23 protein-coding genes are annotated in these 23428 nt (G+C 71.4%); 10 read left to right on the top strand and 13 right to left on the bottom strand.

Annotated features, from left to right (window positions below):
* Positions 1-266: 266 nt before the first annotated feature.
* The 3 genes from E6R62_RS40030 to E6R62_RS35700 all read left to right on the top strand — a co-directional run bounded on the left by E6R62_RS40030 (position 267) and on the right by E6R62_RS35700 (position 5085).
* Entirely contained in the window at positions 267-416 is a 150-nt protein-coding gene (locus tag E6R62_RS40030; RefSeq protein ID WP_168714287.1) for a hypothetical protein, read from the top strand.
* 299 nt (positions 417-715) lie between these two features.
* Positions 716-2683 (top strand): ATP-dependent endonuclease, encoded by a 1968-nt coding sequence (locus E6R62_RS35705; RefSeq protein ID WP_136217632.1) that lies wholly within the window; start codon positions 716-718, stop codon positions 2681-2683.
* A 446-nt stretch (positions 2684-3129) separates the two neighbouring features.
* A complete protein-coding gene (locus E6R62_RS35700; protein ID WP_136217631.1) occupies positions 3130-5085 on the top strand; it encodes a hypothetical protein in 1956 nt (651 codons plus the stop codon).
* Here E6R62_RS35700 and E6R62_RS35695 read toward each other — a convergent pair.
* The 3 genes from E6R62_RS35695 to codA all read right to left on the bottom strand — a co-directional run bounded on the left by E6R62_RS35695 (position 5082) and on the right by codA (position 7699).
* Positions 5082-5594: a DUF5956 family protein gene (locus E6R62_RS35695; protein WP_206308950.1), complete on the bottom strand. Its 513-nt coding sequence runs from the start codon at positions 5592-5594 to the stop codon at positions 5082-5084. The two genes, E6R62_RS35700 and E6R62_RS35695, sit on opposite strands and share 4 nt — an antisense overlap.
* Positions 5595-5755: 161 nt before the next feature.
* Complete coding sequence (locus tag E6R62_RS35690; protein WP_136217630.1) at positions 5756-6346, bottom strand: HD domain-containing protein; 591 nt, start codon at positions 6344-6346, stop codon at positions 5756-5758.
* Positions 6347-6382: 36 nt separating this feature from the next.
* The gene (codA, locus tag E6R62_RS35685; RefSeq protein ID WP_276615682.1) at positions 6383-7699 is read right to left on the bottom strand and encodes a cytosine deaminase; all 1317 of its coding nucleotides are present in this window, start codon (positions 7697-7699) and stop codon (positions 6383-6385) included.
* A gap of 252 nt (positions 7700-7951) precedes the next feature.
* On the opposite strand from codA, the gene E6R62_RS35680 reads away from it, so the two are divergent.
* Both E6R62_RS35680 and E6R62_RS35675 read left to right on the top strand, forming a co-directional pair.
* Positions 7952-9769: a prolyl oligopeptidase family serine peptidase gene (locus E6R62_RS35680; RefSeq protein ID WP_136217629.1), complete on the top strand. Its 1818-nt coding sequence runs from the start codon at positions 7952-7954 to the stop codon at positions 9767-9769.
* A gap of 42 nt (positions 9770-9811) precedes the next feature.
* The gene (locus E6R62_RS35675; RefSeq protein WP_136217628.1) at positions 9812-10615 is read left to right on the top strand and encodes an SURF1 family protein; all 804 of its coding nucleotides are present in this window, start codon (positions 9812-9814) and stop codon (positions 10613-10615) included.
* On the opposite strand, the gene E6R62_RS35670 is transcribed toward E6R62_RS35675, so the two are convergent.
* From E6R62_RS35670 to E6R62_RS35640, 7 genes are all read right to left on the bottom strand, one after another.
* Positions 10584-11756, bottom strand: coding sequence for a hypothetical protein (locus tag E6R62_RS35670; RefSeq protein WP_136217627.1), 1173 nt, complete (start codon positions 11754-11756; stop codon positions 10584-10586). The genes E6R62_RS35675 and E6R62_RS35670 overlap by 32 nt on opposite strands.
* Complete coding sequence (locus E6R62_RS35665; RefSeq protein WP_136217626.1) at positions 11753-12526, bottom strand: SigE family RNA polymerase sigma factor; 774 nt, start codon at positions 12524-12526, stop codon at positions 11753-11755. Before E6R62_RS35665 ends, E6R62_RS35670 begins: the two co-directional genes overlap by 4 nt.
* Before the next feature lie 169 nt (positions 12527-12695).
* Positions 12696-13769, bottom strand: a complete 1074-nt coding sequence (locus tag E6R62_RS35660) for an aspartate-semialdehyde dehydrogenase (RefSeq protein WP_136217625.1) — start codon at positions 13767-13769, stop codon at positions 12696-12698.
* Positions 13766-15040, bottom strand: coding sequence for an aspartate kinase (locus tag E6R62_RS35655; protein ID WP_136217624.1), 1275 nt, complete (start codon positions 15038-15040; stop codon positions 13766-13768). The genes E6R62_RS35660 and E6R62_RS35655 overlap by 4 nt, the downstream gene beginning before the upstream one ends.
* Positions 15041-15166: 126 nt before the next feature.
* Complete coding sequence (locus E6R62_RS35650; RefSeq protein ID WP_136217623.1) at positions 15167-15814, bottom strand: DUF5063 domain-containing protein; 648 nt, start codon at positions 15812-15814, stop codon at positions 15167-15169.
* Positions 15807-16406, bottom strand: a complete 600-nt coding sequence (recR, locus tag E6R62_RS35645; RefSeq protein WP_136217622.1) for a recombination mediator RecR — start codon at positions 16404-16406, stop codon at positions 15807-15809. The genes E6R62_RS35650 and recR overlap by 8 nt, the downstream gene beginning before the upstream one ends.
* An 80-nt stretch (positions 16407-16486) precedes the next feature.
* Positions 16487-16828: a YbaB/EbfC family nucleoid-associated protein gene (locus E6R62_RS35640; protein ID WP_136217621.1), complete on the bottom strand. Its 342-nt coding sequence runs from the start codon at positions 16826-16828 to the stop codon at positions 16487-16489.
* 263 nt (positions 16829-17091) lie between these two features.
* Here E6R62_RS35640 and E6R62_RS35635 point away from each other — a divergent pair, with 263 nt between their 5' ends.
* Positions 17092-17817 carry an SLATT domain-containing protein gene (locus tag E6R62_RS35635; RefSeq protein WP_206308949.1) on the top strand — a complete coding sequence of 242 codons (726 nt, stop codon included), beginning with the start codon at positions 17092-17094 and terminating at the stop codon, positions 17815-17817.
* A gap of 28 nt (positions 17818-17845) precedes the next feature.
* Here the strand turns inward: E6R62_RS35635 and E6R62_RS35630 are convergent, their stop codons facing one another.
* The 3 genes from E6R62_RS35630 to E6R62_RS35620 all read right to left on the bottom strand — a co-directional run bounded on the left by E6R62_RS35630 (position 17846) and on the right by E6R62_RS35620 (position 20961).
* Positions 17846-18496: a hypothetical protein gene (locus E6R62_RS35630; RefSeq protein WP_136217620.1), complete on the bottom strand. Its 651-nt coding sequence runs from the start codon at positions 18494-18496 to the stop codon at positions 17846-17848.
* 214 nt (positions 18497-18710) lie between these two features.
* The gene (locus E6R62_RS35625; RefSeq protein WP_136217619.1) at positions 18711-19382 is read right to left on the bottom strand and encodes a GntR family transcriptional regulator; all 672 of its coding nucleotides are present in this window, start codon (positions 19380-19382) and stop codon (positions 18711-18713) included.
* A gap of 226 nt (positions 19383-19608) precedes the next feature.
* A complete protein-coding gene (locus E6R62_RS35620) occupies positions 19609-20961 on the bottom strand; it encodes an aspartate aminotransferase family protein (protein WP_136217618.1) in 1353 nt (450 codons plus the stop codon).
* A 192-nt stretch (positions 20962-21153) separates the two neighbouring features.
* On the opposite strand from E6R62_RS35620, the gene E6R62_RS35615 reads away from it, so the two are divergent.
* The 4 genes from E6R62_RS35615 to E6R62_RS35600 form a co-directional block, all read left to right on the top strand.
* Positions 21154-21795, top strand: a complete 642-nt coding sequence (locus E6R62_RS35615) for a DJ-1/PfpI family protein (RefSeq protein ID WP_136217617.1) — start codon at positions 21154-21156, stop codon at positions 21793-21795.
* A complete protein-coding gene (locus E6R62_RS35610) occupies positions 21788-22357 on the top strand; it encodes a MarR family winged helix-turn-helix transcriptional regulator (RefSeq protein ID WP_136217616.1) in 570 nt (189 codons plus the stop codon). Before E6R62_RS35615 ends, E6R62_RS35610 begins: the two co-directional genes overlap by 8 nt.
* 80 nt (positions 22358-22437) lie before the next feature.
* The gene (locus tag E6R62_RS35605) at positions 22438-22881 is read left to right on the top strand and encodes a nuclear transport factor 2 family protein (RefSeq protein ID WP_136217615.1); all 444 of its coding nucleotides are present in this window, start codon (positions 22438-22440) and stop codon (positions 22879-22881) included.
* Positions 22882-23042: 161 nt separating this feature from the next.
* Positions 23043-23428: LysE family translocator (locus E6R62_RS35600; protein ID WP_168714286.1), on the top strand; the 386-nt coding region annotated here is incomplete at its 3' end.

The following is a 23428-nucleotide window of genomic DNA, read 5'->3' as shown; positions in this document are numbered from 1 at the left end:
GCATCGCCACCCGCTACGACAAGTCACCCGAAAGCTACCTCGCCGGCCTCCACCTCCGCGCCGCAATGATTTGGATCGACGACCTCCTCAAACCCCCCGACTGATCACAACCTCACACAGGCCCTAGCGTTGAGGACTGGGGGCCACTGCCCAAGCCAGAGGCCGTCGAGCGCCTGCGGGACTTTCTCGCCGAAGGACTGGTCACGCAAGCCCAGTCGTACGCCGAAACCGGCGCCCCGCTGCCGGACAGCATCGGCATACGGCTGATGTATCTCCCCCGCCAGGTCGCCGAAATGAAGGCGCTCCTCGACAGCACGCAGTCCGAGCAGCGCAAGCGGGCCGCATGGCGCAGCTTGCGTACTGAGGCCAGCGCCCTGCCCGGCTGCCCCGAAGAATGGCTCATCAACACCAGGTGAGCCCGAGCACCAGTGCCGACGGCGGGCTCCCCTTCACTTTCTGCTTCCGGGGTCTACGGGCGAGCGTGTCATGCACGGACTGCTCCCGGATCGACGCGGCCTCACCAGCACCGCCACCTCCGGTCTCTGCAAGACGGCCAGCTCCTCCGGCACGGGCGACCGTAGATCGAAGGCCTTTCACGTGTGGCTGATACCGACCGCTGGGAAAATGCCCTGATGGGGAATCAGCACTACCGCTAGCATCGCCATCGTCACTTGGGGATCAGCACCCCCTTCCGAACCGCGTTTTCAGGACGACCGTGAAGATCAAGCGAGTACGCATCGAGAACTTCTGCTGTCTGCACAAAGTGGACGTCTCCTTCGAGGAGATAACCTCCTTCATCGGCCCGACTGGTGTCGGCAAGTCCACTGTGCTGCGCGCCCTCGACTGGTTCTTCAACGGCGAAAAGTCCCTCTCCCTGAGCGCCGACGACGTCCACTCGGCTACGGAGGGTGGCCGCATCTCTGTCGAGGTCGAGTTCGACGGCCTCACCAGCCATGACCGCGAGATCCTCGGCCGATACGCTCCAGACGGCGCTGAGAGCGTGAGTATCTGGCGGACCTGGCAGGACGGCGACGACAAGATCACGGGCAAGGCTCTCGCGTATGCCCCGTTCGAGGAGGTTCGCCGGCACCAGAAGGCAACTCCGCTACGGGCTGCCTACAAAGACCTCATGGAGAGCGACCCGAGCCTCGGCCTTCCTCACGCTGGTAGCGCGCCTGCAGCACAGGAAGCGATGCGGAACTGGGAGCTGGCACACCGCGACAAGCTCACCAAATCTGAGGTCGAGGACACGCACTTCTTCGGCTTCGCCGGACAGAGCGTCCTGGCCCAGCTGATCGACTTCGTATTCATCTCCGCTGATTTGCGCGCCTACGAGGAGGCGGACGACCAGAAGGCCACGGCACTCGGCCGCATTCTCGACCACGCAGTGGACCGGACCGAGGCGAACGAGCAGCTTGATCAGGTCGAGGAGAACGCGCACCAAGCCCGCCAAGAGATCCACGCCAAGGTGTACGGTCCCCGGCTCGACGACATTGCCGCAGCGCTCTCCTCGGAAGTCGCCAAGTTCACGACCGGACGCCAGGTGGTGGTGACCCCCACAGTGCAGGCACCAAGGCCTGCCCGGACCGCGTTCCAGGTCAGCATCCGAGACGGTGCCGCCGAGACTTCGGTGTACCGACAAGGGCACGGGTTTCAGCGTGCCCTCATCATCGCTGCGCTGAAGTACCTGGCAGATCGCCGACGCCCGGAGGATGGCACGCGGACCCTGTGTCTGGCGATCGAGGAGCCCGAGCTGTTTCAGCACCCTCCGCAGGCACGGACCTTCGCAAAGGTGCTGCGCGAGCTGGTGGCCACCTCCCCGGAGGGGCGCACCCAGGTTATGTACGCCACGCACAGTCCCGTCTTCATCGATCCCAGCCGCTACCACCAGATCCGACGTCTGTCCCGCGCTACTGATCAGGCGCATCCCGTTACCCAGGTCTGGCAAGCGACCGAGGACAAGCTGTGCGAGTCCCTTGAGGAGTTGATCAATGCAGACACAATCAAGCGGCGGACAGTCGGCAAGCTGACCAGCTCGTTCGCGGAGGGGTTCTTCGCCAATGCCGTAGTGCTGGTCGAGGGCGCAGGGGACGAGGCTGTCCTTGTGGGCTGCGCGGAGCGAGTGGGCATCAGCTTCGGCGCCGAGGGCATTTCCATTGTCGAGGTCAACGGGAAGGACAACCTGATGATCTCCCATGCGATCTTCAGCTGCTTGGGGGTGCCTTGCCACGTGGTGTTCGATGGTGACGCCCGCCAGGAGGACGCCAGGCTGCAATCGGTTCAGCACCTGCTCCCGGACCAGCGCCGGCAGCAAGAGCTGAAGTTCGAACGCGAGGCCCAACAGACTCGGAAGAAGAACGCTGATCTTCTCCGGTACCTCGGCGCCTCCCCCGTTCCCCAGCCCTCCGACGAGTCTTCTGCTTGGTACACGGTCTTCGAGGACAACCTGGAGGTCCACCTCGCCGAGCACTGGCCCGCCTGGGACGTACGCAGGCAGGAATTGATCGATGAAGGCCAGGGCACGGACGGCAAGAACGCAGCGACGTACCTGGAAGCGGCTCGCACCGCCGTCGCGGACCCGCCGTTCCTACTGCATGCCTTGCTAGAGAACGTGCTGGCCTTGACCGGACACCAGTGGGGACGCCCATCGCAGCATGTCCTCGCGCAGGGCACGATCAGCTGAGCAGCCTTCTCTCTTGGGAGCCAGCTGGGAGCCGCTCTGCTCCCCGAGGCGCCTTGAGACTGCCCCAGACCGTCCGAGGCCACGGCGCTGACCAGGAGAAACGTGGTTTGTGCTGGTGGGGATCTTGCGTGAACCTCGTTCGGGACGAAGAGGTCGTGGGTTCAAATCCCGCCACCCCGACGCTGTAGTACCAGTTCAGGGGCCTGATCCACTCAGTGGATCAGGCCCCTGAGTGGTTTCGGGACTGATGGGAGAGTCTCGACGGGATCGCGTCCCGGCCGCGAGCCCACGGAGGGTCATGCGGAGGCGATCAGTCGTCCGGCGCACAGCGCCCATCTCCGCAAAGCGGTCACCCCCTCCGAGGCGGAGAAGTACGGTGCCTCCGACAAGGGCCGCCGCTCTTGTCGGGACTTCTAGGGCCGCGGCTCTAGGAGAAGGGGGAGAACATGCCGATGTACGTTCATGTCCCGGCGGAGGCCACGCCTCACCTCATTCGCCAGGCGTACGAAGCGGGCGGGCCCTATCAGTGGGCTCGGGAGGCATGGAAGAACTCCGAGGAGAGCGGAGCCTCGATCATCCACTTCGGGATCGAGGAACAGGCCGCAGAACGACAGGGCGTGCTGCGCCGCACGATCATGGACAATGGCGACGGGATGCGGCCGGACGACTTGAAGGTCTTCCTGACGACGTTCGGCGGTGGGGGCAAGCCCATCGGGGTTGACGGCAACTTCGGGCAGGGGTTCAAGTCCTCCGTCTTGCCGTGGAACCCCTACGGCGTGGTAGTGATCAGCTACACGGCCGAAGCGCCTGAGGGCGCAATGCTTTGGATCTATCGCGACGGCGATGGCAACTACGCCCTCAAGGAATGGTCCGCCGAAGACGAGAACGGTGACTTCGTCAGCGTTACGCCCGTGGTCCAGCCGTTCCTGGACGACGATCACGGCTGCGACTGGAGCAACATCCGTCCCCCGTGGATGCGCACGGGGACGATCATGGTGCTTCTGGGGTCGGCTCCGGACAGCGACACGTGGATGGGCGACCAGGACCCCTCCCGCAAGGAGACGGTCGACGACCTCATCCGATACCTCAACAGCCGGCTGATCGACGTGCCCAAGCGGGACGGCGTGCCCATCGAAACCACCGTCGTCGACCTGTACGCCAAGAAGGCCGGCGACCGCCGGAGCACCCGCGACAAGACGGTGAGCCTGCCTGACGGCAAGGCCATGGTGTGGCGCCCTCGGCGCGTCCACGGCTTGCGGCACTTCATTCCCGACGTCGCTGTGAGGGGCAGCGTCGCCGTCGATGAGCACGGCACGCAAGTGGACTGGTTCTACGTTCCGGAGCCGGAAGCGCCGGTCGGCGGTACGTCCGACTACATCGCCCAACGCCCCGTCGCGGTCGTGGACTACCAGGGAGAGGCGTACCACGCGGATCGGGGCAAGAGCCGGTACCGCCTGTTCGGCGTCACGGACGAAATCATGGGTCGTACCTGGCTGATCGTGCGCCCCCCGGTATACAGCGACAGTCAGCCCACCCGGTGGGGCGTGATCACGCAGGCCTCCCGGCACATGCTCTTCGGCAAGGGGGGCTCGGAGTTGCCGTGGGAGGAGTGGGGGGATCGCTTCTTCGACAACTTCCCCGAGGAACTGTCCAAGGCACAAGAGTCGGCCCGTGCTCAGGGCACCACGCAGACCGATCCGTCGATGGCCAAGAACCTCGCGCGCATCCTGGACCGGCTGAACCCTCGCTTCAAGGCTTCCCGGCTTGTCAGCTCAGCGATGGGCAAGGTGCCCGGGAACCCAGGCGGATCGTTCGCCGGTACTCCGGGTGCTCGCGGCCCCCGGACCGCCGGCTCCTCCGGGCAGCCCGGAGGAGCCGGTGGGACGTCGGGCCCTCGACACGTCCTGGTGCCGGCGCCGGCCGGCTCGACGCAGGGATCGCCCGCACGGGTACGAGGCGGCTATCCGGCGTTCGAGTGGAAGTCCTTCGACCCCGACGAGTGCAAGTACCTGGCGCAGTACGTGCACAACGCCACCTGCGTGATCAACGACATCGAGCACCGAGGAGTCGTGTACCTCAACTCCTCCCATCCGGTGTTCGTCCAGGAGTTCTCCCACTGGGCCAACGAGATCTGGCCCAAGGCAGACGGGGGGAAGGTGCAGGAGCTGGTGCAGCGCGTCTACGGTGAAGAGGCAGTCGCACACGTGGTCCACGCTCAACGGCTGAACGGAACCCTCGTCGGCAAGACCGAGGGAGGTGACCCGATCCTGATGGGCGAGGAAGACGTGCGGCAGCTGCTGGAGCCCGCCGCCCTGTCCGCAGCGCTCTTGGGCCTCGTCAACGTCGAGCAGCGCATCCTGACCCAAGGTGGCGGACAGTTCGGGCGTCGTGCCGGCAGTTAGGAAGGGTCGGCGAGGGCGGCGAGTTCCGTGCGGGTCAGGGCGAGGAGTTCGGGCGAGGGGTGGAGGGGGTCCACGCCGCGGGCGCGGGCGAGTTCGCTGAGGTGGGTCAGGAGCGCTTCGACCGAGGGGAAGGGGCCGGGCGGGCGCAGGAGCCAGACGCGGCCGCGGGGGCGGGGCGGGAGGCCCAGGGCGGCGATGATTTCGGCGGCCTCGGCTTCGAGGAGGTCGAGGTCCGGTTCGGCGAGCGGGGCGCACTCCACCTCCACGACGTGGCCGTGCCCGTCGAGGCGGGTTTCCACGGCCCAGCGGGTGCCGCGGTCCGGAATCCAGGTGCGGGCCGCCGGGGGCCAGACGTACGGGAGGAAGATCCAGGCGTAGGTCTCGGGCGCGGGCTCCCAACCGAGGGCCTCCAGCTCCCGCACCTCCGGCAGCCGGTCCGGTTCCTGCTCGCTGCGGCCCGATCGGCGTTCCGCGAGGGGATGCGGCGGACCGCTCTCGTCCCAGGACATGCGGGCACGCTATCCGACGTGGCGGCGGATGTGGGTGACCTCGGGGAGGCGTCGCCGCAGGGGATGCCGGACACCGGAGCACGCCGGCCCGGACCGCCCCGGACACGCGGCACCCACCGGCAGGGAGCCGCGCGCCCGGGGCTCGGCGCGGCGGTCGGGGCTCAGGCGCGGTGGTCCAGGGGGTTCGCCGCGATACGGGCCTCCGCGCCGCCCGCCACGTAGGCGGCCGCCGCGCAGTCGGGCTTGCGCACCGCCTGGTCCTCCACCAGCGTCAGGAAGGCCTTGCCGAAGCCGAGCCGGGGGTACTCGGCGAGGAGGTCGGCGAGGAACGACTCGGGGAACTCCCCGACCCGCAGCCACGACACGTCCGCGCTCGTACCCACCTGGAGGAGGTGGCTCTCCACGTCCTGGCCGGCCGTGACGTCGTCCCGCATGTGCAGGACGATCACCTCCTGCGCCCGCGCCCGCCGGGCCGGCGGCCAACCCAGCCCCGCCGTCAGGACGCGCGCCACATGACCGCCCGCCTCCTCGAAGGGCAGCGTGTGACTGTCGAACGGCGCGGTCAGGCCCAGATCGTGCAGCAGGGCACTGACGTAGAAGAGTTCGGCGTCATGGGTCAACCCGTGTTGCCGCGCGTACCAGGCCCCGAAGGCGTACGAGCGGATCGAGTGGTTCAGCAGGGTCGTGTCCGCGTACTCGGAGGCGATCTCCAGCGCGGCGCGCCCGGCGTCGGTGTCAAAGGTCCACGTCATGAGGCGCAGCGTAGGCGTTGCCGTCGAACTGCCGTCCTACCCACGGGGTTCCCGGTCACGGGTGAAGTCCACTTCCGCCGGCCCGTCCTCCCCCGGCCAGGACAGCAGCCGCGTCACCGCGGGCGGGCTCTCGGCGAGGACGCTGCCGCGCGAGACGACGTACCTGGGGCGGACCTGGCGGCGGATCGCCTCCTGTGGTGACTCGGCCGCCAGCAGCACGAACGAGGCCGGCGCGCCCGCCGCGATGCCGTACTCGGTCCCGGACAGCCCCAGCACGCGGGCCGCGCGGTCCGTCACCATCGAGAACGCCACCGGGATCTCGTCCGCGCCGGTCAACTGGGCCGCGTACAGGCCGACGAGGGCGGTCTGGAGCGGATTGCCGGTCCCGAGCGCGTTCCACGGGTCCATCACGTCATCGTGGCCGAAGGCCACATTCACCCCCGCCGCCAGCATCTCCTTGACCTGGGTGAGGCCGCGCCGCTTGGGGTAACCGTCGAACCGGCCCTGGAGGTTGAGGTTGGCGAAGGGGTTCGCGACGAGGTTGATCCCGGAACGCGAGAGCAGCCGCCGGAGTTTGAAGCTGTACCCGCCGCCGTAGGAACCCATCGCCGTCGTGTGCGAGGCCGTCGCCCGCTCCCGCAAGCCCGAGCGCAGCGCGAGGGTGGCCAGTACCTCCACGAACCGCGACTGCTCGTCGTCGATCTCGTCGCAGTGCGCGTCCACGCGCAGCCCGTGCTCCTCGGCCAGTGCGAAGGCGGTCGCGAGCGAGGCGATCCCGTCCTCGCGGGTGTCCTCGAAGTGCGGGATCGCGCCGACGACGTCCGCCCCGCGCCGGACCGCCTCGCGCAGCAGCGACCCGCCGTCCGGGAAGGAGACGATGCCCTCCTGCGGGAACGCGACGATCTGGAGCGTCATGACGTCCCGCACCCGGTCGCGGACCTCCAGCAGCGCGTCGAGCGCGGTGAGCGTCGGATCGGTGACGTCGCAGTGGGTCCGTACGTGCAGCACCCCCTGCGCCGCCTGCCAGCGCAGCACCTCGGTGGCCCGGGCGATCACGTCCTCGCGGGTCAGGGTCTTCTTGCGCTCGCTCCAGCAGGCGATGCCCTCCCAGAGGGTCCCGGACGCGTTGGGGCGCGGCTCACCGGCGGTCAGGGCGGTGTCGAGGTGGATGTGCGGCTCGACGAAGGGGGGCGAGAGCAGCGCGCCGTGCGCCTCGATCAGCACCCCGGTCGCCGGTGGCTCCTTCTGATCGTCGTACGGGACGACGCGGGCGATCCGTCCGTCCTCGGACACCTCCACATCGGACAGGCCGTGTGCGTGCAGCAGCCGGGCGCCCCGGACGATCATCCGCATGCGGTCAGCGTAGGGGCACCGGCCGCGCTCGGTCGGGCCTTGTGCCGCGTGCCCCGCGTTTCGCGCCGCCCGACCGCACGTCAGGGGCGACCACCCGCACGGCACGGGCCGCCGGCCTCGCCACGGGCCGCCGGCCTCGCCACGGGCCGCCGGCCTCGGCTCGGGCCCCGGCGGCCCGCTCCGGGGACGCCCCCACGATGCGCCCGTTCGGCGCAGTCGGCATCCCGGCGCGCGGTACGGCAAGGTGGGGCCATGACCAGCGACACCGACGTGACCTCCGTACCGTCCCCCGAGATGCCCGACTGGGAGAAACGCTTCCGGGCTCCGCGCGTCGGGCTGCCCGAATGGGCCGAGGACGCCCCGGACCGCTCGCTCTTCGTCTCCAACGCGACGGGGACCTACGAGCTCTACGCCTGGGACCGCGCCACCGGCAGCCGGCGGCAGGTCACGGACCGCCCCAACGGCACCACCGACGGCACCCTCTCCCCCGACGGCGAGTGGATCTGGTGGTTCTCCGACACCGACGGCGACGAGTTCGGCACCTGGGTGCGCCAGCCCTTCGCGGGCGGTCCCGACGAGCCGGCGACCCCCGGCCTGAAGCCCTCGTACCCCGCCGGACTGGCCATCGGCCGGGACGGCACGGCCGTCGTGGGCCGCTCCACCGACGAGGAGGGCACCACCGTCCACGTCGTCCGGCCCGGCGGGGACGAGCCGACCGTGATCTACCGGCACCACGAGTCGGCGGGCGTCGGCGACCTGTCCCGGGACGGCACGCTGGTCGTGATCGAGCACACCGAGCACGGCGACGCCATGCACTCGGCGCTGCGCGTGGTGACCCTCGACGGCGCCACCGTCGCCGAGCTGGACGACTCAGAGGGCGGCACCGTGGAGCTGGGCCTGGGCGTGCTCGGCTTCGCCCCCGTCGCCGGCGACACCAGACTGCTCGTGGGGCACCAGCGGCGCGGCCGCTGGGAGCCGATGGTGTGGGACGTGGCGACCGGAACCGAGGAGGAACTGGCGATCGACCTTCCGGGCGACGTCGGCGCCGAGTGGTACCCGGACGGCTCGGCGCTGTTGATCCACCACGATTTCGAGGCGCGCAGCGAGCTGTGGCGCTACGACCTCGCGGCGGGGGAACTCGTACGCGTGGACACGCCGCCGGGGTCCGTCTCGGGTGCGACGGCCCGGCCGGACGGCACGGTGGAGTACCAGTGGTCCTCGGCCGCCGAGCCGTCGACGATCCGGTCCACGGCGGGCGGGGTCGTGCTCGACCCGCCCGGGTTCCGGCCGCCGGGCTCGGTCCCGGTGGAGGACGCCTGGGTGGAGGGGCCGGGCGGGCGCGTCCACGCCCTGGCACAGCGGCCCGTCGGCCACGGCGACGGACCCTTCCCGACGGTCTTCGAGATCCACGGCGGCCCCACCTGGCACGACAGCGACGCCTTCGCCGCCACCCCGGCGGCCTGGCTGGACCACGGTTTCGCCGTCGTCCGCGTCAACTACCGCGGCTCGACGGGATACGGGCGGGAGTGGACCGACGCCCTCAAGCACCGCGTCGGGCTGATCGAGCTGGAGGACATCGCGGCGGTCCGCGAGTGGGCCGTCGCCTCCGGCCTCGCCGACCCGGGCCGGCTCGTGCTGTCGGGCGGCTCGTGGGGCGGGTACCTGACGCTGCTGGGCCTGGGCACGCAGCCGGACGCCTGGGCGGTCGGCCTGGCCGCCGTACCGGTGGCGGACTACGTGACGGCGTACCACGACGAGATGGAGGCGCTGAAGTCGCTGGACCGCACCCTCTTCGGCGGCACGCCCGAGGAGGTCCCCGAGCGGTTCGAGGCGTCCTCGCCGCTGACGTACGTGGACGCGGTGAAGGCCCCCGTCCACATCGCGGCGGGCGTGAACGACCCGCGCTGCCCGATCCGGCAGATCGACAACTACGTGGAGCGGCTCGCGGCGCGCGGGGCGGTGCACGAGGTGTACCGGTACGACGCGGGGCACGGCTCGCTCGTGGTGGAGGAGCGGATCAAGCAGGTCCGGATGGATCTGGAGTTCGCCCTCAAGCACCTTCCCGCCTGACCCGACACCGGTGATCCGGTGCGCCCCCCGTACGGTGGTGGGGTGCACCGGTTTCTCCTGACCCCGCGCTGGTGGGGGATCAACGTCTTCGTCGCGCTCGCCATCCCCTTCTGCCTGTTCATGGGGACCTGGCAGCTCGGCCGCTTCGAGGACCGCGTCGGCGACCACCGGGAGGCCGCCGCCCAGCGGCCCGGGGAGCAGGCCGCCGCGCCGCTGGAATCGCTGCTCCCGGTAGACAAGAAGACGTCCGGACGGCTGGCTTCCACGGCCGGGGTGTACGCGGAACAACTGCTGGTTCCCGAGCGCGACCTCGACGGCAGGAGCGGCTTCTACGTCCTGAACCTGCTGAAGACCGACTCCGGCAAGGCCGTCCCGGTGGTCCGGGGCTGGCTGCCGGGCGACGCGGACACGGCGAGGGCGCCGGCCGCGCCGGGCGGTCGGGTGGAGGTCACCGGGGCCCTCCAGGCCTCCGAGAACTCCGGCACGAAGGGCGCGCACGCGCAGGGCGGCCTGCCCGCCGGGCAGCTCGGCGTGATCGGCGCGGCGACCCTGGTGAACCTGGTGCCGGAGCCGCTGTACGACGCGTGGTTGACCGTGCAGACCCCGTCGGACGGGATGCTTCCGGTGCCCGCGAAGGCGCCGGACAACACCGGGCTCGATCTGAAGGCCTTCCAGAACCTCGGCTACACCGGCGAGTGGTTCGTCTTCGCCGCCTTCGTGTTGTTCATGTGGTTCCGCTTCTACCGGCGCGAGGTGGAGTCCCTGCGCGACGCGCAGGCCGGTCTGGTGCCGGAGCAGCAGATCCGGCCGGCCGCTACGGCTTCGACGGCGTCGTCAGGGGAATGACACCCGTCCGGTAGACCGTGCCGCCGCAGGCCGCCGGGATGGTCGCCTGCGTCGTCGGCGCGCCGGCCGCCGGGGTGTGGGACACCTCGACCCCCGTCGGGGCCGGCTGCGCGGAGACGGCCAGCGGGTCGGAGGCGGCGGCCGGGCCGACGGCGCCCGTCGCCGGGCCGGCCGCGCCGCTCCCGCCCTGTGCCGGCTTCGCCGAGGGGTCGGCGGCTCCCGCCGGGCAGGAGCGTTCCGAGGGCACCCAGGCGAAACGGACCTCATACGCGGCGTTCGGCTGGAGCACCACCGCCGGGGCCTCCGCGGACGGGTCGGGGAGCAGCGCGCTCGCCGGGTCGCCCGCGGTGTGCCCGACCACGGACACCACCGGGTTCCGGGTGGGCGGCGGGGGGTCGGCCGCGGGGGCGGCGGTCACCGTGTCCCTGCCGGAGGCCAGGCAGCCCCGGTCCGAGACGTTGGTGACCTTGAAACTGCCGTAGACCTTGCCGTCGGTCCCGGGCGCTCGGGCGCTGCCCAGTACGCCGAGCTGCCCGGCGGTGCACTCGGGGAGCCCGGGGACCGCCCCGATCGGGGGCAACGGGTGGTTGTGGTCCGGGTGGCCGGAGGTACCGGCCGAGGCACCGCCGGTGGTCGGGCCCGCGACGGCGCCGTCAGAGGAGGAGCCGCTCGGGTGGGGGGCGGGGCCGCCCCCGACGTCGCCCGCCCCCGGGTCCTTGCGGGCGGGGGCCGTGGACCAGGCGTGGGTCCCCGAGCCGTTCTGGTGGGGGTCGGAGGAGCTGCCCGCCTTGCCGTCCCGCACCTCTCCGTGCCCGGCCATGGCCGGGTGCCCGACCGCGCCGCTGCCCGCGGTGCCGGTCATGCGCAGGGCCGTCGGGACCGCCGCCCCGGCCAGCAGGACGGCCGCGGCCGCACCGACGAGGGCGCGACGCCTGCGGGTCCGGCGGGCGGGGACGGCGTGCCGCAGCCGCTCCAGGGCGTGCTCGGAGGGCTCCAGGCCCTGCACGGCGCCGCTCAGCAGGGCGCGCAGCCGCCGCTCCTCCAGGGCGTCGAGGTTGTCCGGGTCCGTGGTGCCGGGCCGGCGGCCGGCCTCGTCCGGGCGGGTGGCGCCGTCCCGGCAGGTGGTGTCGTCGTCCCTCATGACTGCGCAGCCTCCATCGCCACCCGCAGCGCGGCAATGCCCCGCGAACCGTACGCCTTCACCGAGCCGAGCGAGACGCCGAGCGTCTCGGCGACCTGGGCCTCGGTCATGTCCGCGAAGTACCGCAGTACGAGCACCTCGCGCTGCCGTCGCTGGAGGCCTCGCATCGCCTTGATCAGGTCGTCGCGTTCCAACTGGTCGTACGCGCCCTCCTCCGCGCTCGCCATGTCGGGCATGGGTTTCGAGAGGAGCTTGAGGCCGAGGATGCGGCGGCGCAGCGCTGAGCGCGACAGGTTGACCACGGTCTGGCGGAGGTACGCCAACGTCTTGTCGCGGTCCCGCACCCGGTTGCGGGCCGAGTGGACGCGGATGAAGGCCTCCTGGACCACGTCCTCGCAGGAGGCCGTGTCGTCGAGGAGCAGCGCGGCCAGCCCGAGCAGGGAGCGGTAGTGCGCCTGGTAGGTCTCGGTGAGGTGGTCGACGGTGGTGCCCGCGACCACGGCCTTCTCGGCGGGGGCCGCGGCGGGCTCCGCCGTTGGTGCCACGGCCGCGCTCCCGGCGGATTCCGCGCTCTCGCGGGGCGCGGGCACCCGGCCGCCCCGGCTCGGCAGGGCGGCCGCCGGGACGCCGGTCGGCGGGACGGGAAGGATCATCGGGAACCCGCCGGGCACGGGGGAGCGCCGACGCGCCGGAGCGCCGAGCCCCCCGGAGGTACGGCCGGCGGCGCCTCGCGCCGGGGCGACGGTGAAGTCGAGCAATGCCTCTGCCACGCCCGTTGGACTCGCGTCGTCCCTCTGGGGTTGTACGCGCGGGGCGTGGTGGTCGGCCATTTCCCCGTTGCCCTCATGCGCACCCGATCTTCCCGTTCGCCTCGTTTGTCCAGGCGGCAGTCGGGCCATCACCTTGATCGAGGGATCGTCACCGATCCTACAAAGCGATTTACGCGAATTCACCCGCGATCAGTTCCGAGATCTGCGTGGCGTTCAGGGCCGCGCCCTTGCGCAGGTTGTCCGCGCAGACGAAGAACTCCAGGGAACGACTGTCGTCGAGGGAGCCCCGCACCCGGCCCACCCAGGCGGGATCGGTCCCGGCCGCGTCCACCGGCGTCGGGAACTCCCCCGCCGCCGGATCGTCCACGACGACCACCCCGGGCGCCGTCTCCAGCGTCTTGCGGGCCTGCCCGGCGTCGACCTCGCGCTCGAACCGGGCCCGTACCGTCAGCGAGTGCCCCTCCAGCACGGGAACCTGTACGCAGGTCACCGCGATCGGCAGCTCCGGCAGCTCCAGGATCCGCCGGGTCTGCGACCGCACGGCCAGCTCGTGCGAGGACCAGCCGCCCTCGCGCAGCTCACCGGACCACGGCACCACGTTCAGCGCTAGCGGCGCCGCGAAGGGCCCGGTGTCGTCACCCACGACCCGCCGTACGTCCCCGGGCTGCTCCCCCAGGGACGTCCCGGCGACCAGCGACAGTTGCCGGCGCAGTGCCTCCGTGCCGGCCCGGCCCGCGGCGCTGGCGGCCTGGTACGAGGAAACGGCCAGGTCGGTCAGTCCGTAGTCGGCGTGCAGCGCGCCCAGGGCGGCGATCATGGTGGCGGTCACGCAGTCGGGCCCCGCGACGATGCCGCGCGGGCGGACCCGTACGGCGTGCGCGTTCACCTCGGGCACCACCACCGGCACCTCGGGGTCGTCCCGGAAGGCCGCCGACTGGTCCACGGCCACGGCTCCGCGCGCCGCCACGGCGGGGGCCCATCGCGCGGACACCTCGGGCGGCGTCAGGAACAGCACGACATCGCCCGTCCCGAGGCCGTCGAAGGCGTCCTCGTTGAGGGCGAGCACCTCGGTCTCCCGGCCGCGCACGGCCAGCAGGCGCCCGGCGGAGCGCGGCGAGGCGATCAGGCGGATGTCGCCCCATACGTCGGCGCGCTGGGACAGTATCCGCAGGACGACGGAGCCGACCGCTCCGGTCGCCCCGACCACGGCGAGTGCCGGGGCCGGAGCCGACCGGGTGGTCATCGTCCGGTGCCTCCGTAGACGACGGCCTCGTCGCTGTCGGAGTCGAGCCCGAAGGCCGTGTGCACGGCGCGGACGGCCTCGTTGACGTCGTCCTGGCGGGTCACGACCGAGATGCGGATCTCGGAGGTCGAGATCAGCTCGATGTTGACGCCCGCGTCGGACAGCGCCTGGAAGAACGAGGCGGTGACGCCGGGGTTCGTCTTCATGCCGGCGCCGACCAGGGAGATCTTGCCGATCTGGTCGTCGTAGCGCAGCGAGTCGAAACCGATCGCGCCCTTCGCCTTCTCCAGGGCTTCGATGGCCTTGTGGCCCTCGGCCTTGGGGAGGGTGAAGGAGATGTCCGTCAGCCCGGTCGAGGCGGCCGACACGTTCTGCACGATCATGTCGATGTTGATCTCGGCGTCCGCGATCGCGCGGAAGATCGCCGCGGCCTCGCCCGGCTTGTCCGGGACGCCGACGACCGTGATCTTGGCTTCGGAGACGTCGTGCGCGACTCCGGAGATGATGGCGTGCTCCACCGGCTCGTCCCCTTGCGGATTCTCGTTGCTGACCCAGGTGCCCGGCAGTCCGGAGAAGGACGAGCGGACGTGGATCGGGATGTTGTAGCGGCGCGCGTACTCGACGCAGCGGTGCAGCAGCACCTTGGAGCCGGAGGCCGCGAGCTCCAGCATGTCCTCGGAGGAGATCCAATCGATCTTCCGGGCCTTCTTCACGACGCGGGGGTCCGCGGTGAAGACGCCGTCGACGTCGGTGTAGATCTCGCAGACCTCGGCGTCCAGCGCCGCCGCCAGCGCGACGGCGGTGGTGTCCGAGCCGCCGCGGCCGAGCGTGGTGATGTCCTTGCTGTCGGCCGACACGCCCTGGAAGCCGGCGACGATGGCGATGTTGCCCTCGTCCAGCGCGGTGCGGATACGGCCCGGCGTGACATCGATGATGCGCGCTTTGTTGTGGACCGAGTCGGTGATGACACCTGCCTGGCTGCCGGTGAACGACTGGGCCTCGTGACCCAGGTTTTTGATCGCCATGGCCAGCAGGGCCATGGAGATCCGCTCTCCCGCCGTCAGCAGCATGTCGAACTCACGACCGGCAGGCATCGGGGATACCTGCTCGGCGAGATCGATCAGCTCGTCCGTCGTGTCGCCCATCGCGGATACCACGACGACCACCTGGTGGCCGTTCTTCTTGGCATCCACGATCCGCTTGGCGACACGCTTGATGCCCTCGGCATCGGCTACGGAGGAGCCTCCGTACTTCTGCACGACAAGGCCCACGTGCGCTCCTCGCTCAATCCATTACTGCGGTCAGTCACGCAGTCTAACGAGCGACCGGAATCCGACCGGCACGTACCACATCATGAGATGTTCGCTTCATCCCAGGACCGCGCCCGCCGCGACGGTCTAAACGCGTCCGATGCCGCCCAGTTCCTGCGCCATGACCTCGCCCGCCTGCTCGGCGAGGTCGTCCTCGGCGAGGTCCTCGTCCGTGTCCAGGCCGTCGAGGGCGTCCAACGGCTGGTCGAGGCGCACGTGGGCCACCAGCGACTGGAGGGCGCGCAGGGTGGCCGAGGCCGTCGAGCCCCAGTTGGAGAAGTAGGAGAACTGCCACCACCACAGCGCCTCGGTGGTGCGGCCCGCCCGGTAGTGCGCGAGCCCGTGCCGCAGGTCGGCGACGACATCGGCGAGGTCGTCGGAGATCCGGTGCGCGACGGGCGCCTTGCGCGGCTCGTAGGGGTCGAAGACCTCCGAGTACACGTCGACCGGGTCGAGCATGTACGCGAACCGCTCGCGCAGGTCGTCCACGTCCGGCTCCGGGCCCAGGTCGGGCTCGTACCGCTCGTCCGGCATGACGTCCTGGTAGGCGCCCAGTCGGCCGCCCGCCAGCAGCAGCTGCGAGACCTCCAGCAGGAGGAAGGGCACCGCGCTGTCCGGGTCCTCGCCCTTGGCCACCTCGGTGACCGCGACGATGAAGGAGTCGATCTGGTCCGCGATCTGGACGGCGAAGTCGTCCGGATCCTGGCCCAAGGCGTGCAGCGTTGCGTCAGACATCGAGAAGTCGCCTTCCTTCAAAGGCCCGCCCGAGCGTGACCTCGTCCGCGTACTCCAGATCTCCCCCGACGGGGAGGCCGCTGGCCAGGCGGGTGACCTTCAGGCCCATGGGCTTGATCATGCGGGCGAGGTAGGTGGCGGTGGCCTCGCCCTCCAGGTTCGGGTCGGTGGCGAGGATCAGCTCGGTGACCGTGCCGTCGGCGAGGCGCGCCAGCAGCTCGCGGATGCGCAGATCGTCCGGGCCGACGCCCTCGATCGGGCTGATCGCACCGCCGAGGACGTGGTACTTCCCCCGGAACTCGCGCGTCCGCTCGATGGCGACCACGTCCTTGGGCTCCTCCACGACGCAGATCACCGAAGGATCGCGGCGCGGGTCGCGGCAGATCGCGCACCGCTCCTCCTGCGCCACGTTCCCGCACACCGCGCAGAACCGGACCTTGTCCTTCACCTCTAGCAGCGCGTGCGCGAGGCGACGGACGTCGGTGGGCTCGGCTTGCAGGATGTGGAAGGCGATCCGCTGCGCGCTCTTGGGCCCGACGCCGGGCAACCCGCCCAGTTCGTCGATCAGGTCCTGGACCACGCCTTCGTACAACGGACTGCCTTCTTTCGATTTCTGCGTCTCATGGACTTCTACGGATCTGCGCCCGGCGGATCACGCCGTCGTCGGGGCGATCAGAACGGCAGGCCCGGGATGCCGCCGCCGCCGAAGCCCTGGGCCAGGGGGCCCAGCTTCTCCTGCTGGAGCGCCTGGGCGTTCTCGTTGGCGGCCTGAACCGCCGCGACCACCAGGTCCGCCAGGGTCTCGGTGTCCTCGGGGTCCACCGCCTTGGGGTCGATGACAAGGGCGCGCAGCTCCCCGGAGCCGGTGACGGTCGCCTTCACCAGACCGCCGCCGGCCTGGCCCTCCACCTCGGCCTGCGCCAGTGCCTCCTGGGCCACGGCGAGATCCTGCTGCATCTTCTGGGCCTGCTGGAGCAGCTTCTGCATGTCGGGCTGGCCACCACCGGGAATCACAGGGCACTCACTCCATCACTACGGATACTTCTCAACGCTCGGTCAATCCGAGCCTACGTGCTCCCCGCGCGCAGCGCCCTACGCCGTGAGGACCAACTCTTTCGAGTGAGAGAGCCGGGGTGCGCGCACCTGCTGGAGCCCTCCTTGTGAGCGGAAATCGCGGGATTCGCCGCCCATCGCGCGGCATTCGAAGGTAGGAAGTGCATGCGCACCATTGCGCACACGCGCACCACCACACGTCAGCGCAGGCAGAGGGAGTGCCGGTGAGTCAGCCGGAGATGCAGCCCGAGGGGCCACCCCGGGATCCCGCAGAGGACGGCGACCTGACCGGCCGGCCGTTTCCTCTCGGGGACTGGGGCGAGCCCGCCGAGCGGCTCGACGAGCTCTACCGGCGGGTCGAGGCCGACGCCCTGCGCACCGCCGAGTGGTACCTGGCCGACCGGACGCTGAAGCGGCGCGGCGCGCGCACCCTGCGGGTGGGCGCGGCCGTGGGCGCCGTCGCGGGCGCCTCGATGCCGCTGCTGGAGTTGACGGGCTCCGCCCCCGGGGCGGCCTCGTACGGTTACCTGTGCCTGCTGCTCGGTGCGGCCTGCCTGGCCTGCGACCGCTTCTTCGGGCTGACCTCCGGGTGGATGCGGGACGTGGCCACGGCGCAGGCCGTGCAGCGCCGGCTCCAGACCCTCCAGTTCGACTGGGCCTCGGAGAACGTACGGGAGGTGCTCGGACCGACCGAGGGCACGGCGAGCGAGGCGGCGGAACGCTGCCTGACCGTCCTGCGGCGGTTCTCGGAGGACGTCACGGAGCTGGTGCGTTCCGAGACCGCCGACTGGATGGTCGAGTTCCGGGCCGGACCGGCGCCGCTGGTCATGCAGTCGCTGGGCGCCGCGGCCGGCCGGCCCGAGTCGGGCGTCCCCCCGACCCGTTTCGCGCTCCCCCCGGGCACCCGCCCGAACATGCCGCGCCAGCGGCCCCCGGAACAGCCCCGCTGAGGCCGACCCGGGGACCCGACCGGCACGCTCAGCTGAAGATGATCATCGAGCCCTGGCCGAGGCTCCGGGTCGCCGCCGCGTGCAGTCCGAGCCACACGTGCCGCTCCCGCGCGAAGGGACTGTCGTCGTACGGGATCGGCCCCGCGGGTTCCTCCAGCGAGGTCGGACGGCCCGGAGGCGCGGGCGCGGCCGGTGGATTGCCGGGATCTATGCCGATCGCGGGCGCCACGAAGGCCAGCTCCCGCAGCAGACCCTGCGCGGAGCCCAGCGGTCCGCCGCCGGCCAGCAGCTCCTCGTTGGCCAGCGGGGCGGCGAAGTCGACCGGGACGTACGCCCCGGCGTGGTCGTAGTGCCAGACGAGGTGGGACTGCTGGGCCGTGGGCTCGAACATCTCCAGCAACTGCTCGTAGTCACCGCCCAGCTCGTCCACCGGGGTCACCGGCAGCCCGCAGATCTGGAGCAGGTACGCCCGGCGCAGGAAGTGCAGGGCGTCGTAGTCGAAACCGGCCACCGGAGCGACATCGCCGCTCAGGCCCGGCATGTAGGCGAACACCGGGACGGACGGCAGACCCGCCTCGCCCAGCGCCTTGTCGTACGAGGCGATCTCTTCCGCGAAGGGGTTGTCGGGGCTGTGGCACAGCACGTCGACAAGGGGGACCAGCCACAGGTCACAGGCCACGCGGGCTCCGATCAGTCGTTGTCGCCGATCGAGCCAGCGTAGTGCGCCGAACACGCTCCGCGAAGGGGTCGGCGGCCACCGGACTGCGTCGGGGCGGCCGGCGAGGTGGCGCGGCGTCGGGGCGATCGGCGTGGTGGGGGTTGCGTGGGGGGCCGGACGGCGCGATGGGGGCTGCCGCTCGCCGGGGCGGCGTGCTCGGTGGGGCGGCCGGGGGCTACAGCCCGGCGGCCCAGTCCAGGCCGTGCTGGTTGTAGGCGTGCACGATGCGGCGCACCTCCTCGGCGTCGGCGCGCGTCACGGCGTCCACCAGTTCGCCGTGACCGTCCCACAGGACCCGCCGCATCTCGGCCGCCGTCGCCTTCCGCAGGTGGGGCACGGAGAAGACCCAGCACTGGACGCGGATGCGGTGCAGGAACTCGGTGATGTACGCGTTGCCGACCAGCCCGCTCAACTCCCGCCAGAAGCGCAGGTCGTAGCCGATCAGGACTTCCAGGGGACCGCTCCGCGCCGCCCGTCGCGCCTCCTCGGCCCGACGCCGTACGGAGACCAGCAGCTCCGCGGTGCCCACGGCGGTGCCGCGCTCGACGAGCCGGCGGAAGATCCCGTCGACGACCAGGACGCGGGCCTCGACCATGCCCCGGTAGTCCTCGACGCTGTAGGTGCGCACCCGAAAGCCGCGGTGCTGTACGGACTCCAACAGGCCCTGGGCCGAGAGGTCGACCAGCGCCTCGCGCACGGGGGTGGCGGAGACCTCGTACTTCTCGGCGATCTGCTTGACCGTGAACTCGGTGTCGGGAGCCAGGCGCGCCGCGAGCACCTCGTCGCGCAGCGCGTCCGCTATCTGCTGGCGAAGTGTGTTGCGGGTGACAGCTCCGCTGCCTGGCATAGGGGTCCGTCTCCTCCGTAGGACTTCGGACACCTTAGGCCGGCCGATCCGGCCGAAACCGATCGCTGGACAGGAATTAAACGGACATAGCGCCCGATATTCGGGCGCTATGTCGCGTGTGACGCCGGCACGCTTCGCCGGTCGGGCGTGCAGCGCTGGGCGGGGGGTGGTGGGGGTGTCGCGGGGGGCGTCCGTCAGCCGGCCGTCGTGTGGCGGTCGGCGTCCGTCAGCCGACCGTCGTGTGGCGGTCGGCGACCTCCAGCGCCGCGTCCAGCAGGGCCAGACCCTCCTTGGCCTCCGTCTCTGTGACGGTGCAGGGCGGGACCACGTGGGTCCGGTTCATGTTGACGAACGGCCACAGGCCGGAGGCCTTGCAGGCGGCCGCGAACTCCGCCATCGGCCCGTTGTCGGCGCCGGCCGCGTTGTACGGGACGAGCGGCTCGCGGGTCTCCTTGTCCCGTACGAGTTCGACGGCCCAGAAGGCACCGAGGCCGCGGACCTCCCCGACCGACGGATGCCGCTCGGCGATCGCGGCGAGCCCCGGGCCGAGCACGTCCTGCCCGATGCGGGCGGCGTTCTCCACGACGCCCTCCTCCTCCATCGCGTTGATCGTCGCGACGGCCGCCGCGCAGGCGAGGGGGTGGCCGGAGTACGTCAGTCCACCCGGGTAGGGGCGGGTGGCGAAGGTCTCGGCGATCGCGCCGGAGATGGCCACGCCGCCGAGCGGCACGTAGCCGCTGTTGACGCCCTTGGCGAAGGTGATCAGGTCCGGGGTCACGTCCCAGTGCTCGGCCGCGAACCACGTACCGGTGCGGCCGAAGCCGGACATGACCTCGTCCAGGACGAAGACGATGCCGTAGCGGTCGCAGAGCTCGCGGACACCCGCGAGGTAGCCGGGCGGCGGGGTCATGATCCCGGCCGTGCCCGGCACGGTCTCCAGGATGATCGCCGCGATGGTCTGCGGTCCCTCGAAGGCGATGGTGTCGGCGAGGTGGGCGAGGGCGCGTTCGCACTCCTCGGCCTCCGTCGTCGCGTGGAAGGGCGAACGGTAGAGGTAGGGGCCCCAGAAGTGCACGACGCCGGCGGCGGCCGTGTCGGAGGGCCAGCGACGGGGGTCACCGGTGAGGTTGATCGCGGCGGCGGTGGCGCCGTGGTACGAGCGGTAGGTGGAGAGCACCTTCTGTCGGCCCGTGTGCAGCCGGGCCATCCGGACGGCGTTCTCGACGGCCTCGGCGCCGCCGTTGGTGAAGAAGATCTTGTCCAGGTCGCCCGGCGTGCGCTCGGCGATGAGGCGTGCGGCCTCGGAGCGGACGTCCACGGCGAAGCCCGGGGCGAGCGTGCAGAGTCGGGCGGCCTGCTCCTGGATCGCGGCGACGACCTTGGGGTGCTGGTGGCCGATGTTGGTGTTGACCAGTTGGGAGGCGAAGTCGAGGAAGCGGTTCCCGTCGTAGTCCCAGAAGTACGACCCCTCGGCGCCGGCGACGGCCAGGGGGTCGATCAGGGCCTGGGCGGACCAGGAGTGGAAGACGTGGGCGCGATCGGCGGCCTTCACTGCCGCGCCGGTGACATGAGGGGTCATGCGGTCACGCTAGGAGTGTGTAGGTGGGGCGGGACATCGGCGGACTGTATGGGGGTGGCCCCCCACCCTCGGCAGTCTGTCTGCGGGCGGCCCGCCGGATGGACGGCATCCGGCCGACATGACAGCGTGTTGTCATAACCTGGGGGCCCACCCGCCAGGGGTCGGCAGCCCTCCCGAGGAGGCGAGCTCGACATGGACGACGCCACGCGCGCGACACCCCGCAAGCCGGTCCACCTCGCGGTGTACGACACCTACGCGGACTGGGAGACCGGGCACACCACGGCGCACCTCACCCGGCGCGGCCACCGGGTCCGTACGGTCGGCTTCGCCGCCGACGTTCCCGTCACCACCATGGGCGGCGTCCGCGTCCTGCCCGACCTGGCCCTGGCGGACCTCCGCCCCGAGGACTCCGCCCTGCTGCTCCTCACGGGCGCCGATCTGTGGGACACGGGGGACGCCCTGGCCCCGTTCGCGGCCAAGGCGCGGGAGTTCCTCGGGGCGCAAGTACCCGTCGCGGCGATCTGCGGCGCGACGGCCGGTCTCGCCCGCGAGGGCCTGCTGGACGGCCACCGGCACACGAGCGGGGCCGCCGCATACCTGGCGGCGCAGCCCGGGTACGCGGGCGGTCCGCACTACGTCGAGGCCGACGCGGTCACGGACGGGGATCTGATCACGGCGGGACCGACCGAACCGGTGGCGTTCGCCCGCGAGGTCTTCGCCCGGCTGGAGGTGTACGAGCCGGAGGCGCTGGACGCCTGGTACCGGCTGTTCCACGACTCGGACGCCAGTGCGTTCCCGGTCCTGACGGCCGCCGCGGGAAGCGGCGATGCCTGAGCCGGGACCCGTGCCCGTGCCCGCTTCGGCGCCGGAGCCCTCAGTGCGGGCCTGCCGGGACCTGCTGAGCCGTACGGCCCTCGGTGTCTTCCGGTTGAACGGCCGGTTCCTGGCCGTCTCCGAGGAACTGGCGCGCCCGGCCGGTCTGACGGCGGCGCGCGGGCAGGTGCTCGGCGCGGTGCTGCGCGAGCCCCTGCCGGTCGCGGGCATCGCCCGCGTCATGGGCATCACGCGTCAGAGCGTCCAACGCGTCGCCGACCTGCTGGCCGCGGACGGCCTCGCCGAGTACGTGCCGAACCCCGCCCACCGGCGCGCGAAGCTCCTGCGGCCCACGGAGGAAGGGCGAGCGGCGATCACCCGTATCGCTCCCGGGCACGCGGCGCTGGCCGGCCGGCTGGCGGAGGAACTCGGCGAGGAGGCCTTCGCGGAGACGGTGCGGACCTTGGAACGGCTGTCCGCCGCCCTGGACGCGCTCGGGCCGCCGGACGTGGTCGGGCCGCCGGACGTAGACGGTGCGCCCGACGCGGTCGACGGGCTCGGCGCGCGGGAGACCGGGCGGTAGGCCGCGCCGATTGTGTCGAAGTCAATAAGCCTGCAAGCAAAGCTTGTTGCGTGCCGTGGGCCCGTCGCAGACTGCCGCACATGGAGCCGTTGAAGGTAGTGGCACGACTGTGGGAGCGGATCGAGGCGCGCGACTGGGACGGCGTCGCCAAGCTGGTCGCCGAGGACGCCGTGATCGAATGGCCGGTCAGCGGTGAGCGCATCGTGGGCCGGGCCAACTTCATCGCCGTGCTCGCCGAGGACGACGACGCGGACGGCGTCGGTGTCGGGTCCGGGGCCGGGGTCGGCGACCCGGGCGAGGACGCGCACGGGGCGTCCGTGGAGGTCCTGCGCCTCCTCGCCGACGGGGACCTGGTCGTCACCGAGGTGGAGATACCCCAGGAGCACGTGGTCTACCGGGCCGTCTCGCTGTGGACGGTGCGCGACGGTGAGGTCGTCGGAGCCCGGGAATACTGGACCAGCCCCGGCCAGGACCCGGCGCCCCGCTGGCGGGCCGGGTACGTCGAGCCGTTGGTCGCGGACTGAGTCACTGACTGAGCCGCTGACGAGCCGCGGGCCGAGTCGCGTGCCGAGTCGCGTGCCTTGGCCGCGAGCCTGGCCGCGAGCCCGGTCGCGGGCCCGGTCGCGGTCGCGGTCGCGGTCGAGGTCGAGGTCGAGGTCGAGGTGGGAGTGCCAGACTGGGCCGCGTGTACACCCAACTCCTCACCGCCACCGGTGTCCTCGCCCTGCTGACCCTCGTCCCCGGGCCGGACATGGCGATCGTGACGAAGCGGGCCGTGTCGCGCGGCCGCGCCGACGGGCTGCGCACGGTCGGCGGGATCGCCGTCGGGCTGCTCCTCTGGGGCGCCCTCACGGCCGCGGGGCTCGCGGCACTGCTCGCCGCGTCCGCCGAGGTGTACCTCGTGGTCAAGCTTGCGGGTGCGGGCTACCTCTGCTTCCTCGGCGTCCAGTCGCTGCGTCACGCGGGTGGCGGGCCGCCGGTACCGCCCGTGCCGGGCGGGTCGGACGTGCCGGGCGAGCCGGGCGGGTCGGGCGAGCCGGGCGAGCCGGGCGGGCCGGGCGGGCCGGGCGG

This window comes from Streptomyces sp. A1136 (genome assembly GCF_004795055.1).
GTDB lineage: Bacteria > Actinomycetota > Actinomycetes > Streptomycetales > Streptomycetaceae > Streptomyces.
This window is presented reverse-complemented; position numbering and strand designations above follow the sequence as displayed.